The organism is Nocardia sp. NPDC058058 (genome assembly GCF_042885355.1).
GTDB lineage: Bacteria > Actinomycetota > Actinomycetes > Mycobacteriales > Mycobacteriaceae > Nocardia.
Genome location: NZ_JBHVSA010000001.1, coordinates 1080295 through 1093958, shown reverse-complemented (window position 1 = coordinate 1093958; position 13664 = coordinate 1080295). Strand labels below are relative to the sequence as shown.

The 13664-nt window shown below is 66.6% G+C and carries 11 protein-coding genes; 7 read left to right on the top strand and 4 right to left on the bottom strand.

Annotation, left to right across the window (positions count from 1 at the left end):
- Nucleotides 1–23: 23 nt before the first annotated feature.
- Genes ACFVUS_RS04985 through narI form a run of 4 tightly spaced genes read left to right on the top strand, consistent with a single transcriptional unit; the run spans nt 24 to nt 6737 of the window.
- The gene (locus tag ACFVUS_RS04985) at nt 24–3710 is read left to right on the top strand and encodes a nitrate reductase subunit alpha (RefSeq protein WP_387761845.1); all 3687 of its coding nucleotides are present in this window, start codon (nt 24–26) and stop codon (nt 3708–3710) included.
- Complete coding sequence (gene narH / locus ACFVUS_RS04980) at nt 3707–5371, top strand: nitrate reductase subunit beta (protein WP_387761844.1); 1665 nt, start codon at nt 3707–3709, stop codon at nt 5369–5371. Before ACFVUS_RS04985 ends, narH begins: the two co-directional genes overlap by 4 nt.
- On the top strand, nt 5368–6006 hold the full coding sequence (narJ, locus tag ACFVUS_RS04975; RefSeq protein WP_387761843.1) for a nitrate reductase molybdenum cofactor assembly chaperone: 639 nt from the start codon (nt 5368–5370) through the stop codon (nt 6004–6006). Before narH ends, narJ begins: the two co-directional genes overlap by 4 nt.
- Before the next feature lie 2 nt (nt 6007–6008).
- Nucleotides 6009–6737, top strand: coding sequence for a respiratory nitrate reductase subunit gamma (gene narI, locus ACFVUS_RS04970; RefSeq protein WP_387765404.1), 729 nt, complete (start codon nt 6009–6011; stop codon nt 6735–6737).
- Nucleotides 6738–6751: 14 nt separating this feature from the next.
- Here narI and ACFVUS_RS04965 read toward each other — a convergent pair whose 3' ends face one another.
- From ACFVUS_RS04965 to ACFVUS_RS04955, 3 genes are read right to left on the bottom strand one after another with little or no spacing between them, the layout of a single operon-like run.
- A complete protein-coding gene (locus tag ACFVUS_RS04965) occupies nt 6752–7345 on the bottom strand; it encodes a dihydrofolate reductase family protein (protein WP_387761842.1) in 594 nt (197 codons plus the stop codon).
- Nucleotides 7342–8163 carry a metalloregulator ArsR/SmtB family transcription factor gene (locus ACFVUS_RS04960; RefSeq protein ID WP_387761840.1) on the bottom strand — a complete coding sequence of 274 codons (822 nt, stop codon included), beginning with the start codon at nt 8161–8163 and terminating at the stop codon, nt 7342–7344. The genes ACFVUS_RS04965 and ACFVUS_RS04960 overlap by 4 nt, the downstream gene beginning before the upstream one ends.
- Nucleotides 8164–8213: 50 nt before the next feature.
- Nucleotides 8214–9734 carry an MFS transporter gene (locus tag ACFVUS_RS04955; RefSeq protein ID WP_387761839.1) on the bottom strand — a complete coding sequence of 507 codons (1521 nt, stop codon included), beginning with the start codon at nt 9732–9734 and terminating at the stop codon, nt 8214–8216.
- Between the two features lie 75 nt (nt 9735–9809).
- Between ACFVUS_RS04955 and ACFVUS_RS04950 the strand changes: the two genes are divergently transcribed.
- Nucleotides 9810–10751, top strand: a complete 942-nt coding sequence (locus ACFVUS_RS04950) for a LysR family transcriptional regulator (RefSeq protein WP_387761837.1) — start codon at nt 9810–9812, stop codon at nt 10749–10751.
- 10 nt (nt 10752–10761) lie between these two features.
- On the opposite strand, the gene ACFVUS_RS04945 is transcribed toward ACFVUS_RS04950, so the two are convergent.
- Nucleotides 10762–11460 carry a TetR/AcrR family transcriptional regulator gene (locus ACFVUS_RS04945; RefSeq protein ID WP_387761836.1) on the bottom strand — a complete coding sequence of 233 codons (699 nt, stop codon included), beginning with the start codon at nt 11458–11460 and terminating at the stop codon, nt 10762–10764.
- Between the two features lie 100 nt (nt 11461–11560).
- Here ACFVUS_RS04945 and ACFVUS_RS04940 point away from each other — a divergent pair, with 100 nt between their 5' ends.
- Together ACFVUS_RS04940 and ACFVUS_RS04935 are read left to right on the top strand one after the other, a co-directional pair.
- Entirely contained in the window at nt 11561–13171 is a 1611-nt protein-coding gene (locus ACFVUS_RS04940) for an FAD-dependent monooxygenase (protein ID WP_387761835.1), read from the top strand.
- A gap of 37 nt (nt 13172–13208) precedes the next feature.
- A complete protein-coding gene (locus ACFVUS_RS04935; protein WP_387761833.1) occupies nt 13209–13610 on the top strand; it encodes a PPOX class F420-dependent oxidoreductase in 402 nt (133 codons plus the stop codon).
- Nucleotides 13611–13664: the final 54 nt, after the last annotated feature.

The following is a 13664-nucleotide window of genomic DNA, read 5'->3' as shown; positions in this document are numbered from 1 at the left end:
GGTCCTGGTGAGAGGCGGGATAGATGGCGCGTAGCAGCGGAAACACCCTCGACGGCGAATTGACCGAGGCGCTCATCCGCTCCCGGCGCTTTTTCACCCGCACCGAGATGTCCCCGGATTTGCGCAGCGAATATCTGCGCGGCGGACGGGAGGCGGACGACTTCTATCGCGACCGCTGGTCCCATGACAAGGTGGTGCGCTCGACGCACGGGGTGAACTGCACCGGATCGTGTTCGTGGAAGGTGTTCGTCAAGGACGGCATCATCACCTGGGAGACCCAGGCGACCGATTACCCCTCCACCGGTCCGGACCGCCCCGAGTACGAACCGCGCGGGTGCCCGCGCGGCGCGGCCTTCTCCTGGTACACCTACTCGCCGACGCGGGTGCGCTACCCCTACATTCGCGGCGTTCTGCTGGAGCTGTATCGAGAAGCCAAGCGCCGCACCGGAGATCCGGTGCTGGCCTGGGAATCGATCATCTCGGATCCGGAGCTGTCGCGGCGCTACAAGAGTGTGCGCGGACGCGGTGGCCTGGTGCGGACCACCTGGGACGAGGCGGTCGAACTCATCGCCGCCGCGCACGTGCACACCATCAAGGCCTACGGTCCGGACCGCATCGCCGGGTTCTCGCCGATTCCGGCCATGTCCATGGCCTCGTTCGCCGCGGGCGCGCGCTTCATGTCGCTCATCGGCGGCGCGATGCTGTCCTTCTACGATTTCTACGCCGATCTGCCGGTGGCCTCGCCGCAGGTTTTCGGCGATCAGACCGATGTCCCCGAATCCGGGGACTGGTGGGACGCGGGCTATCTCATCATGTGGGGTTCCAATGTCCCGGTGACCCGCACCCCGGACGCGCACTGGATGGCCGAGGCGCGCTATCGCGGTCAGAAGGTCATCTCGATCGCGCCGGATTACGCCGACAATGTGAAGTTCGCCGATGAGTGGGTGGCTCCGCATCCGGGCACCGATGGCGCGCTCGGTTTCGCCATGGGGCATGTGATCCTGCGCGAGTTCTTCGTGGACCGTCAGGTGCCGTATTTCCAGCAGTACGTGCGCCGCTATACCGATCTGCCGTTCCTGGTGCGATTGGACAAGACCGAGGACGGATTCCGGCCGGGCAAATTCCTCACCGCCGCCGATCTGCCCGAATACGCGGACGAAGACAATGCCGCGTTCAAGACGGTATTGCTCGATGGTGCGGGAAAGCCGTTGGTGCCCAACGGTTCCCTCGGCTTCCGCTACGGCGAGGCGGGCGCGGGCAAATGGAATCTGCAACTCGACGAGGTCGAACCGCTGCTGACCATGGACGGTCAGGGCGCGGTGCGGGTATCGCTGCCGCGCTTCGACACCGGTGACGGTTCGGCCGCCGAGATCGTGCGCGGCGTGCCCGCGCGAACCATCGGCGGGCACCTGGTGACCACGGTGCTGGACCTCATGCTCGCGCAATACGGGGTGTACCGCCCGGGATTGCCGGGGGAGTGGCCCACCGGATACGAGGACGCCACCCAGCCGGGCACGCCCGCCTGGCAGGAGACCATCACCGGCGTTCCCGCGACCGTGGCGGCCCGGATCGGGCGCGAATTCGCCGCCAATGCCGAGGAATCGCGCGGGCGGTCCATGATTCTGCTCGGCGCGGGCACCAATCACTGGTTCCACTCGGACACCATCTATCGCACATTCCTGGCCCTGACCACCTTGACCGGATGTCAGGGCGTGAACGGCGGCGGCTGGGCGCATTACGTCGGCCAGGAGAAGTGCCGGCCGGTGACCGGGTGGGCGCAGGTGGCCAACGCGCTGGACTGGACGCGACCGCCGCGGCAGATGATTCAGACCGCGTACTGGTATCTGCACACCGATCAGTACCGCTATGACCCGTTCAGCGCGGACGCGCTCACCACGACCAATGGCGCGGGCCGATTCACCGGCCGCTCGACCGCCGATCTGATCGCCCAGACCGCGCGCATGGGCTGGATGCCGTCCTTCCCGACCTTCGACCGCAATCCGCTGGATCTGGTCGACGAGGCCGAGGCCGCCGGGGTGGCACCGGCGGATCATATTGTGGGACAGCTCAAATCGGGGGAACTGCGGTTCGCCTGCGAGGATCCGGACGAGCCGCGCAACTTCCCGCGCCTGCTCACCATCTGGCGTTCGAATCTGCTGGGTTCCTCGGCCAAGGGCAATGAGTACTTCCTCAAACATCTACTGGGCGCGGACAATTCGCTGCGCGCGGAGGAAGCGCCGCCCGAGGCCCGGCCCAAGGACGTCGTCTGGCATGACGAAGCTCCGGTGGGCAAGCTGGATCTGCTTGTCACGCTGGACTTCCGGATGACCAGCACCACCATCTTCTCCGATGTGGTGCTGCCCGCCGCCACCTGGTACGAGAAGCACGATCTGTCCTCCACCGATATGCATCCGTTCGTGCACTCGTTCAGCCCGGCCATCGCGCCGCCGTGGCAGACCCGCACCGACTGGGACGCGTTCATGACCATCGGTGAGGAGTTCAGCAAGCTGGCGCGCAAGCATCTCGGGGTGCGCAAGGATCTGGTCGCCACCCCGCTGCTGCACGACACCCCCGATGAGATGGCCAATCCGCACGGCATCGTGCGGGATTGGAAAACCGGTGAATGCGAACCGATTCCGGGTGTGACCATGCCCCGCCTGACGGTGGTGGAGCGGGATTATTCCGCGGTTTTCGCCAAGATGAGTTCGCTCGGGCCGCTGCTGGACAAGCTCGGCGCGACCACCAAGGGCATCACCTACGAGGTGGAGCGCGAGATCGAGTATCTCGGGCAGGCCAACGGTCTCGTACACGGCGGGCCGGGAGACGGGCGGCCGTCGCTGCTGCGGGATGTGAACGCCTGCGAGGCGATCCTCGCGCTCTCGGGAACCACCAACGGCCACTTGGCAACCCAGGGTTTCCGCACGCTGGAGAAGCGCACCGGTACCGCGCTGGCGGATCTCGCCGCCGAGCATGAGGGTAAGCGCATCACCTTCGCCGACACCCAGGTCGCGCCGGTCCCGGTGATCACCTCACCGGAGTGGTCCGGATCCGAATCCGGCGGCCGTCGCTATTCGCCGTTCACGGTGAATGTGGAGCGAAACAAGCCGTGGCACACGCTGACCGGCCGCCAGCACTTCTATCTGGACCACGATTGGATGCAGGAGGTCGGCGAGCAATTGCCGGTCTACCGGCCGCCGCTCAATATGACCGCGCTGTTCGCGGAGCCGCGGCTCGGTGAGCAGGACGCGCAGGGGCTCACCCTGCGATATCTGACCCCGCATTCGAAGTGGTCCATCCACTCCGAATATCAGGACAACCTGCTCATGCTGAGCCTGTCGCGCGGTGGACCGACCATCTGGATGTCGAACCTCGACGCCGCGAAACTCGGTATCTCGGACAATGATTGGATCGAGGCGGTCAACCGCAACGGTGTGGTGGTGGCCCGCGCGGTGGTGTCGTATCGCATGCCCGAGGGCACGGTGTACATGCATCACGCGCAGGATCGGCTCATCGATGTCCCGCTCGCGGAATCCTCGGGTAAGCGCGGCGGTATTCACAATTCGCTGACCCGGCTGCTCATCAAGCCGACGCATCTGATCGGCGGCTATGCCCAATTGTCCTTCGCCTTCAACTATCTCGGCCCGACCGGCAATCAGCGTGATGAGGTGACGGTTATCCGCCGTCGGAGCCAGGAGGTCCAGTACCGATGAAGCCCATGGCGCAAATGGCGATGGTGATGAACCTCGATAAATGCATCGGCTGCCACACCTGTTCGGTGACCTGCAAGCAGACCTGGACCAATCGCGCGGGCGTGGAGTACGTCTGGTTCAACAATGTGGAAACCCGTCCGGGACAGGGCTATCCGCGCACCTATGAGGATCAGGACCGGTGGCGCGGCGGCTGGGAGCTGAACCGCAAGGGCCGGTTGCGATTGCGCGGCGGCGGGCGAATGCACAAGCTGTTCACCATTTTCGACAATCCGATCCTGCCCGAGCTCTCGGACTACTACGAGCCGTGGACCTACGACTACGAGACGCTCACCACCGCGCCGGTACAGCAGCACACACCGGTGGCCCGGCCGAAGTCGCTGATCACCGGTGAGGACACCAAGATCACCTGGTCGGCCAACTGGGACGACAACCTCGGTGGCGCACCGGAACTCACCGGCGGTGATCCGCTGCTCGAGCAGGTCGGCGATAAGGTGAAGTTCGAATTCGACCGCACCTTCATGTTCTATCTGCCGCGCATCTGCGAGCACTGCCTGAATCCGGCCTGTGCGGCGTCCTGCCCGTCCGGCGCGATCTACAAGCGTGAAGAGGACGGCATCGTCCTGGTCGATCAGGACAAGTGCCGCGGTTGGCGCATGTGTGTCTCGGGATGTCCGTACAAGAAGGTGTTCTTCAATCACCGCACCGGTAAAGCCGAGAAATGTACGTTCTGTTTTCCGCGCGTGGAGGTCGGGCTGCCGACGGTGTGCGCCGAAACCTGTGTCGGCAGGCTGCGATACATCGGCGTCATGCTCTATGACGCCGATACCGTCGCCGATATCGCGGCCACCCCGGATGAGAAGGATCTCTACGCCGCCCAGCGGGACGCGTTCCTGGATCCCTTCGACCCCAAGGTGATCGCTGCCTGCGAACGCGCGGGCATGCCCCGGGATTGGGTGCAGGCGGCGCAGAATTCGCCGGTGTACGCGCTCATTCGCAAGTATCGGGTGGCATTGCCGCTGCATCCGGAATACCGCACGGTGCCGATGGTTTGGTACATCCCGCCGCTATCGCCGGTGGTCGACGCGCTGCGCGATACCGGGCACGATGCCGAGGACCACGGCAATCTGTTCGCCGCCATCGAGGCGCTGCGCATTCCAATCGAATATCTGGCGGAATTGTTCACCGCGGGCGATCCCGCACCCGTGGACGCGGTGCTGCGCCGACTGGCGGCCATGCGCAGCTATATGCGCGACATCAATCTGGGCCGCCCCTCGCGTCCGGAGATCGCCGAGCGGGTCGGGATGAGCGAGGAATCGCTCTATGACATGTACCGGCTGCTCGCCATCGCCAAATACGAAGAGCGCTATGTGATTCCGACCGCGCACGCCGAACAGGCACACGGGCTGGAGGAACTGGCCACCGAATGCAGCCTGGACTACGACGGCGGTCCGGGCATGAACGGATGGGGGCCGTTCGGTGAGAGTTCCGGGCAGCCGACACCGGTCGCGGTGGAGAACTTCCGCATGTTGCAGGACCGCCAGACCGCGGACACCCCGTCGAGCATGGCGGGTTCGGGCCGGGTCAACCTGCTCAACTGGGACGGCCGCGGCGCACCGGACGGGCTCATGCCGGAGTCCAACGGCGGGAGGCATCGCAAATGAAGCTGACCGATTCGATGCGATCGGGAGCCTGGCAGGTGCAGTCGCTGCTGCTGGCGTATCCCGATGAGGGACTGCTGGATTCGCTGTCGCTGCTGTGCCGTACGGCCGCTGCGCTGCCCGAACCGGTGGGTGCGCCGCTGCGATCGCTGCTCGATCATCTCGAACGCGGCGCACCGCTGGCGCTGGCGACCGAGTACGTCGACACCTTCGATCATCGCAAGCGGTTCAGCCCGTATCTGACCTGGTTCCTGTACGGCGACACCCGCAAGCGCGGGATGGCGCTGCTGCGCTTCAAACAGCTGTATCGGGCGTCCGGGATGGTGCTGGACGATGGCGAGCTGTCCGATCATCTCGCGGTGGTGCTGGAGTTCGCGGCCGCGCACCCCGAACCCGGCGGGCAGCTGCTGCGTGAGCATCGCGCGGGTATCGAGGTCATGCGAAAGGCGCTGCGCGAGGCCGGATCTCCGTGGACCGGGGTGCTGGACTCGCTCTCGGCGACGCTGCCGCCGTTGCGCGGTGAGGAGAGCACCGCCATCGCCAAGCTGATTGCCGAGGGGCCGCCCGGTGAGGATGTCGGACTCGAACCGTTCGCCCCGCCCACCTATATGCCGCAGATGATCGGAGGCCGTCGATGACGCTGAGCGCCAGCGATGTACTGCTGTGGGTCGCCATACCGTATGCGGCGCTTGCCATTTGCATCGGCGGGCTGATCTGGCGGTATCGGTACGACAAGTTCGGCTGGACCACCCGGTCCTCGCAGCTGTACGAGAATCGCCTGCTGCGCCTGGGCAGTCCGCTGTTCCACTACGGCATCGTGTTCGTCTTCCTCGGGCATGTGATCGGCCTGGTGATTCCGGAATCGTGGACCGATAAGGTCGGCATCACCGAAAGCATGTATCACGCCGCGTCTTTCAGCCTCGGCGCGGTGGCGGGCGTGGCGACGGTGGTCGGTCTGCTCATCCTGATCTATCGCCGTCGCACGGTCGGTCCGGTGTTCTCGGCGACCACCCGCAACGACAAGATCATGTACGTGCTGCTCGGGCTGACCCTGCTGCTCGGCCTCGGAGCGACCCTGTACGGCAACCTGACCGGCAATCCACACAACTACCGCGAGGACATCTCGCCGTGGTTCCGGTCCATCTTCTACTTCCAGCCCAAGCCCGAGTTGATGGTCTCGGCCCCGCTGGGCTTCCGCCTGCACGCGCTCTCGGCCTGCGCGCTGTTCGCGTTCTGGCCCTTCAGTCGCCTGGTGCACGTGTTCTCCGCACCGGTCGGCTACCTGACCCGCCCCTATATCGTCTACCGCAGTCGCAATACCGGACTGGGCACCAAGGCGCAGCCGCGCGGCTGGGAGCGGGTGCAGTAGCCCGTGCGCCAACGCTATCCGCGCACTCGGTCGTAGACCGCGGCGACCTCGCCCTGTTCGCCGGCCTGCTGGAAGGTCAGGGTCCACTGTGAGCCGGGCAGGCCGTCCTCGAACAGGCGGTCGCCGCCACCGGCGATCTCGGGGCAGATGATCAGGTACAGCCGGTCCACCAGATCCGCCGCGAGCAATGGCTTGAGCACGCTCGGGCTGGTGTTGATCAGGATGTCGCCGGTACCGGAGGCCTGAAGTTCGGCGATGGCTTCGGCGGTGGGCGCGTTCACCACGCGGGCACGTTCCCACGGCGCGTCGGTCAAAGTCGTTGAGAAGACCACCTTTTCGGTGTCGACCAGCCACTTCGCATAGCCGCGATCACGCGGGTCGGCATTGTCGTCGGTGGCGACGACCGGCCAGTACCCGAGGAAGCCCTGGGCATTGCCGCGGCCCAGGACCGCGGTTGTCGCGTTCTCGCACATGCGGGTCATCTGATCGCGGGAGACATCGGTGGCCGCGTAGCGCACGATCGAGCCCAGATCGCCGGGGCCGCCCGGGCCGTTGTAGCGGCCGTCGAGGGTGATGGCGATATTCGCGGTGACTTTACGAGTGGTCATGGCTGTACTTCCTTTTCGGTGCTGTCGGTTGTGATGGTGGTGACGAGGTTGTCGAGGACCTGACCCCAACCGGCTTCGATTCCGGCGATATAGGGGACGGCCGCGACGGCGGTGTCGGTGATGGTCAATTCGAGCCGTAGCCGGGTGCCTTCCGGGGCCGCGGCCAGGGTGAGGTCGTAGTGGCCGGTGAACGAGACGGCTCCCGCCGCGTCCAGCACCGACAGATCGAAGACGAGGTGTTCGGGTTCGCGTACGGTGTGCACCCGGCCCTGCGAGCGGTAGCGCTGCCCGTCGGCGTCGAGGTATTCCAGGACCGCCGCGCCGCCGGAGTGCGGTTCGATTCGGCAGTCGGTGATGGTCATCGTGGTTGGCGCCCACCAGGATTCGAGGAGATCGGAATCGATCCAGTAGTGCCAGGCGGTGTCCGGCGCGACGGGCAGGGTGCGTTCGAAGACGAAGGTGCGTCCGTCGGCCCAGCGGTCGCCAGTCGCGTTCGCGGACTCCGATTCGATGGCCGCCTGATAGCGCGCCAGCACATCTCGCTCGCCCTCATGGCTCGCGATGGTCTCGACCAGACCGTGCAGGTGCTGTTCGAGTGCTCGCAGTGGAGCGGATTCGATGGCGTACACCCGGCGCTGGCCGAGCGGGAACATCGTGACGAGCCCCGCGCGAGCCAGTGCTTGTAGATGCTTCGTGGTCTGCGGCTGGCGCAGACCGGTCAGCTGGGCCAGTTCGCCGACAGATCGGGGACGTTCGGCGAGGAGTTCGACAATGCGCCACCTCGCGGTGTCTCCGAGTGCTGCTGCGATCTGCTCCATGCCAAGAAGTATTCTCCAAAAGGAATATTCTTGTCAAGGAATATTTGAAATCAGCGTTGAGCTCGTGCCGAACGACCGCGCCGGGACAGCAGCGATTCCGCCAGGACCAGCACTCCGAGGACCAGCACGCTCACTCCGATCACCCGCAGGCCCAGGTCCGCGCCCGAGACGAAGGCGGTGATGATCTCCGGTGCGCGGCCGGGTACGGCGGCCAGTGCCTGCGCGACCGTGTGCGGATCGTGGGCGGCGCGGATATCGGACGGTAGGGCGGCGGCGAAGCGTCCGGTGAGAATGGTGCCGATGACCGCGACGCCGAGCGCGCTGCCGAATTCGCGCGTGGTGGCCTGCAAGCCCGCCCCGACACCGGCCTGGGCCGGGGGCAGCGAGCCCGCGATGGCTCCGGACAGCGTCGGAAGTGCCAGTGTCACACCGATTCCGGTGATGATCAGCCAGGCGGCGTATTCGACGTACGCGGTGCGCTCGCCGCTGGTGGAGAGTCCGAGCAAACCGCCGCCGACGAAGGCGAAGGCCAGGGCGGTGGTGGCGTTCATGCCGATGCGCTGGGTCAATCGGCCCACGTGGCGCGCGCCGAGAATGATCGGAATGGTCAGCGGGATGATGCCGAGACCGGTGCGAAGCACCCCGAAACCCTTGGCGTACTGCAGGAATGACGCGTTCACGTAGAACAGCGCGAACATGCCGAAGAACACCGCGGTCATGCCCAGGCCGGCGCTGCGCAGTGCGGGCAGGCGGAACAGCCGGGGATCGAGCAGCGGGTGTTCGACCTTCAGTTCGACCAAGGTCCAGAGCGCGAACAGCGCGGCGGCGCAGGCGAATCCGGCGACGACGAGGGGACTGCCCCAGCCCGATTCCGGGCCCTGGACGATGCCGAGCAGCAGCGCCACCGAGGCGGCGACCAGCAGGACCGCGCCCAGCCAGTCCAGGCGGCGATCGTGACGCTCGGACACCGGCACGATCCGGGCTGTCAGGGCGGCGAGCAGTACCGCGATGGGCACGGCGGCGGTGAACAGCCAGCGCCAGGAACCGCCCGAAAGGATCGCTCCGCCACCGACATTGCCCACCACGCCGCCGATACCGGTCATCGACGCCCAGGTCGCGATGGTCGCGCCCTTGCGTTCGACGGGGACCGCGTGCAGCAGGATCGCGAGGGTATTGGGCAGCACGGCGGCCGCGCCGACACCGGTGATCGCGCGGCCGACGAGCAGCAGGGCGATATTCGGGGCTATGGCCGACAGCAGCGCGCCGACCGCGAAAAGACCCAGCCCGGTGAGCAGTACGCCTTTGCGGCCGAAGCGATCTCCGGCCGCGCCGCCCGGAATCACCAGGCAGGCGAAGAAGATGACGTAGGTGTCGACGATCCAGACCAGTGCCGACGCCGACGGGTGCATACCGCTGGCGGCCAGCATCGGGACCGCGAGGTTGATGGCGGCGACCATCCCGACCACGAGGACGACGCAGGCGCACATGAGCGCCAGCAGGCCGCGTTGCGAGACCGGGCGGGACAACCGCGGAATGGGTGGTTGATCGCGAATCAGATCGTTCAGTGCCATGCGATTCACGCTATGGAGCAGGGATGTATGCGTGCCACGCAAGTTTGATAAGGGTGACTTGCTTAGAATGCAATCATGCCCGAGCAGATCGATCTGAACCTGCTACGCGTCTTCGACGCGCTGCTCCAGGACGCCAGCGTCACCTCGGCCGCCGAGCGCTTGCACCTGTCGATTCCGGCGACCAGTCGCGCGCTCGGGCGTCTGCGCCGTGCCATGAACGATCCGATTCTGGTGCGTGCCGGGCGCGGGATGGCCCCGACTCCGTTCGCGCTGCGCACCGCGCCGCGGGTGCGCTCACTGCTGGAGCAGGCGGCGGCGCTGATCAGCGCCGATCGGGAGTTCGATATCGCGAAGTTGAAGCGCACCTTCACCATTCGGATCAATGACGGTATCGCGGTGACCTTGGTGACGGCCGCTGTCGAGGCCACGGCGGCGGTCGCGCCGGGGGTGACGCTGCGTTTCGTCACCGAGGGCAATGAGAGCATCGAGGCGTTGCGGGACGGGTCGGTGGATCTGGATATCGGCGCGGGGGATGACGCGGCACCGGATATCAGGACCGCCGCGCTCTATCGGGAGCGGATGGTCGGCATCGTTCGTGGCGATAGTCCGCTCGGCCGGAATTCGGTGCCGACGCTCGCGGAACTCTGCGAGCACCCGCATGTCTCATCCTCGCGGCGGGGCCGGGCGCGCGGACCGCTCGATGACGCCCTCGAAGCGGAGGGGTTGCAGCGCCAGGTTGCGGCCGTCGTCCCGACCTCCGCGGTGGCCGCGCTACTGGTCGCCTCGAGCGGCTACGTGGGGCTGGTACCGCAGCGTCTGGCCGAGCAGTACGGAAAAGCCTTGGGGCTGCGCTGGTTTCCGATTCCGGCGGAACTGCCGGAGGTCGAGGTTCGGCTGCTGTGGCATGCGCGGCTCGATGCCGATCCGGTGCAGCGCTGGCTGCGGGACACGATTCGTCAAGCACTCGAGGTGACTTCGGATACGACGGAGCCGGGCGATGGGGGAGTGTCCGGGTGATCGCCGCCGCTTATCGAGTGCGGCCGATGCCCTCCAGCAGGCAGGTCAGGCCGAAGTCGAAACGTGCTGTGGCGGTGATGTCTTCGGCGTCGGCGAGGCGGCGGGCGAAATTCGGATAGTCGCCGGTCGCGATGACGTCGCGTAGGTAGGGGCCGACGGTGGCGCGCCACTGGTCCTCGGTCAGGCCGGTGCGCTGCTGGGCCCGGATTTCGGCGAGGACATGGTTGACCGCGCCGAAGACGTAGGCCGTCACGGTGTCGACGATATTCGTGGCGAGGGTGATATCGCCGGTGAAGGGAATCAGGGCTGCTAGTCCGGTGTCGTAGCGGCGCAGGGCATTCGGCCCCAATGCGGGGCGGCCGGAGAGTTCCGCCGCGAGCCAGGGATGCGCGAGCAGGGTATCGCGCAGGTGATGGGCGAGGGCGGCCAGATCGGTACGCCACTCGCCGGTGAGTGCGGGCGCATCGGTTTCGCCCTGCGCCGCGTCGATCATCAGGTCGAGGAGTTCGTCGCGGCCGGCCACATAGCGGTAGAGCGAAGCCGTGCCCGAGGCCAGTTCGGTGGCGACGCGGCGCATGGAAACCGCTTCCAGCCCTTCGGTATCGGCGATGGTCAGTGCCGCGTGCACGATGCGGTCCACGCTGGGCGCGCGGCGGGCCGGGGTGCGGCGGTCCTTGCTCCACACCAGTTGCGGGGTGTTGTCCGGCATCGCCTGCCCTTCGTTCTCGGGAAATGGTCGTTGCGCCCATCCTAACACTGTGGATACGGTGTAGCCATTACGGCAACACTGTATCCATAAGGGGATTGTCATGGCGGATATGCGAATTCCGGTGCTCATTGCCGGGGGTGGTTCGGTCGGGCTCGCCACCGCGCTGTTCCTGGCCGATCAAGGTGTCGAGACGCTGGTGGTGGAGGCGCAGGACGGGCCGTCCGCGCATCCGCGCGCCACCGGACTCGGACCGCGCACCGTGGAGATATTGCGCGGGTTCGGCCTCCAGGAGGCGGTCGACGCGGCGTGCGTGGACATGGTCGAGGGCGGGCTCGGCAAGATCGCCGTGCGGACTCTCGCCGAGACGGACTTCGCGGCGCTGCCGTCGATCGCGCCGATGCGGCGGATATCCGGGCAGGACGAGGTCAGCCCCGGCCGGGTGCGCGGTATCTGCCCGCAGCATCGGCTCGATTCGGTGCTGTTGCCCGCGGTGCGGGAACGCGGTGCGGTGGTGCGGTATTCGACGCGATTGGAATCGTTCACGCAGGACGCGACGGGAGTGCGGGCGCTGCTGTCCGACGGATCGACGGTGGTCGCCGACTATCTGATCGGCGCGGACGGGGTGCGCAGCGGTGTGCGGGATGCGCTGGGCATCGGGGTGAGTGGCCCGGGGGCGCTGGGGAATCCGATGATGAGCATGCTCTTCCACGCCGACCTGACCTCGTATCTGCAAGGGCGGCAATTCGTCACGTGCAATGTCGAGAATCCCGGTGTGCGCGGCATGCTGGTCACCGTCGACGGCGCGAAGGAGTGGATTCTGCACGTCGAGTGCGATGACGCGGCCGATGCGTTCTCGAATGACCACTGCCGGAACCTGATTCACGCGGCCATCGGTGATCCCGCCCCCGACGTGCGGATCGTCAGCGTATTGCCTTGGCGGCCACGCGGTCTGATCGCCGACCGATTCCAGACCGGCCGAGTCTTCCTCATCGGCGACGCCGCCCGAGTCGTCCCGCCACTGGGCGCGTTCGGCCTCAACACCGGCATCGCCGACGGCCACAACCTCGCCTGGAAGATCGCCGCCGTACACGCGGGCCGAGCCGGATCCGCCCTACTGAACACCTATGCCACCGAACGCCGCCCGGTCTCCGAACTGGTCCTCGCCCAAGCCCTCCGCCGCCTCCCCGACCCCCGCCTGCACTGGGGCACCGGCCCGGAAATCGCCGCCGCCCGCCACGCCGCAGGCGTCCAGAACGCCCCCGTCGTCCAACTCGGCTACCGCTACAACTCGACAGCCGTAATCGACCCCACCCCAACCCTGCCCTCCACCGAAGACGTCTCCCGCAACCTCGACGGCACCCCCGGCTCCCGCCTACCCCACCGCTGGCTCGACCACAACGGCGCGAAGCTATCAACCCTCGACCTGATCGCCCCGACCCTCACCCTCCTGACCGCAAACTCGTCCTGGGCGACCGCAGCCCGCGAAGTTTCCCACTCCCATCCGTCCGGCCTGACCGTGCATCGAATCCCCCCGGGCGAGTGGAGCACCGCCACCGGCATCGGCGCACTCGGCGCGGTCCTGGTCCGCCCCGACCATTTCATCGCCTGGCGATCCGCAGGTCAGCACGCCGAACCCGAGGCCGATCTCATTCGGGCACTGGATCAGATATCGGCAACCCGAGGAATCATCCGCACCCCCAATGCGGTTTGATGGCAAAGCAACTGCCCATTTCGAGCGGAGGTACACCATGGTCGAGATTCCCGAAAAGGCCCAAGACCTACTGGAGCGCCCGGTCTACGCGAGCCTGGGCACCACCCGCCCGGACGGCGCACCCCAGGTCAACCCGATGTGGTTCGTGTGGGATGGCGAATTCATCTGGTTCACCCACACCAACTACCGCCAGAAATTCAAGAACCTGGCCCACGAACCCCGCGTCTCCATCTCGATCTTCGACCCCGACAACCCCTACCGCTACCTCGAAATCCGAGGCGTTGTCGACCACATCGACGACGACCCCACCGGCGCCCTCTACACCCGCCTCTCCGAGCGCTACAACAACGGCCCGGTAGTCCCCCCGGACGCCAAAGACCGCGTAGCCCTCGCCATCCGCCCCACCGGCCTCTACGGCAACGCCGTCTCCCGCGACTGACCCGGCGAGCGATGAAGGTGCGCTGCCGCCGGGCCGGCCATCCGGTCCCGGCCC

Bases quoted from the DNA above. Each gene is read 5' to 3' on its own strand.
- ACFVUS_RS04950 (WP_387761837.1), top strand. From the start codon at position 9,810: ATGCCCGAGCAGATCGATCTGAACCTGCTACGCGTCTTCGACGCGCTG.
- ACFVUS_RS04960 (WP_387761840.1), bottom strand. From the start codon at position 8,163: ATGGAGCAGATCGCAGCAGCACTCGGAGACACCGCGAGGTGGCGCATT.
- ACFVUS_RS04945 (WP_387761836.1), bottom strand. From the start codon at position 11,460: ATGCCGGACAACACCCCGCAACTGGTGTGGAGCAAGGACCGCCGCACC.
- ACFVUS_RS04935 (WP_387761833.1), top strand. From the start codon at position 13,209: ATGGTCGAGATTCCCGAAAAGGCCCAAGACCTACTGGAGCGCCCGGTC.
- ACFVUS_RS04955 (WP_387761839.1), bottom strand. From the start codon at position 9,734: ATGGCACTGAACGATCTGATTCGCGATCAACCACCCATTCCGCGGTTG.
- narJ (WP_387761843.1), top strand. From the start codon at position 5,368: ATGAAGCTGACCGATTCGATGCGATCGGGAGCCTGGCAGGTGCAGTCG.
- ACFVUS_RS04940 (WP_387761835.1), top strand. From the start codon at position 11,561: ATGGCGGATATGCGAATTCCGGTGCTCATTGCCGGGGGTGGTTCGGTC.
- ACFVUS_RS04985 (WP_387761845.1), top strand. From the start codon at position 24: ATGGCGCGTAGCAGCGGAAACACCCTCGACGGCGAATTGACCGAGGCG.
- ACFVUS_RS04965 (WP_387761842.1), bottom strand. From the start codon at position 7,345: ATGACCACTCGTAAAGTCACCGCGAATATCGCCATCACCCTCGACGGC.
- narH (WP_387761844.1), top strand. From the start codon at position 3,707: ATGAAGCCCATGGCGCAAATGGCGATGGTGATGAACCTCGATAAATGC.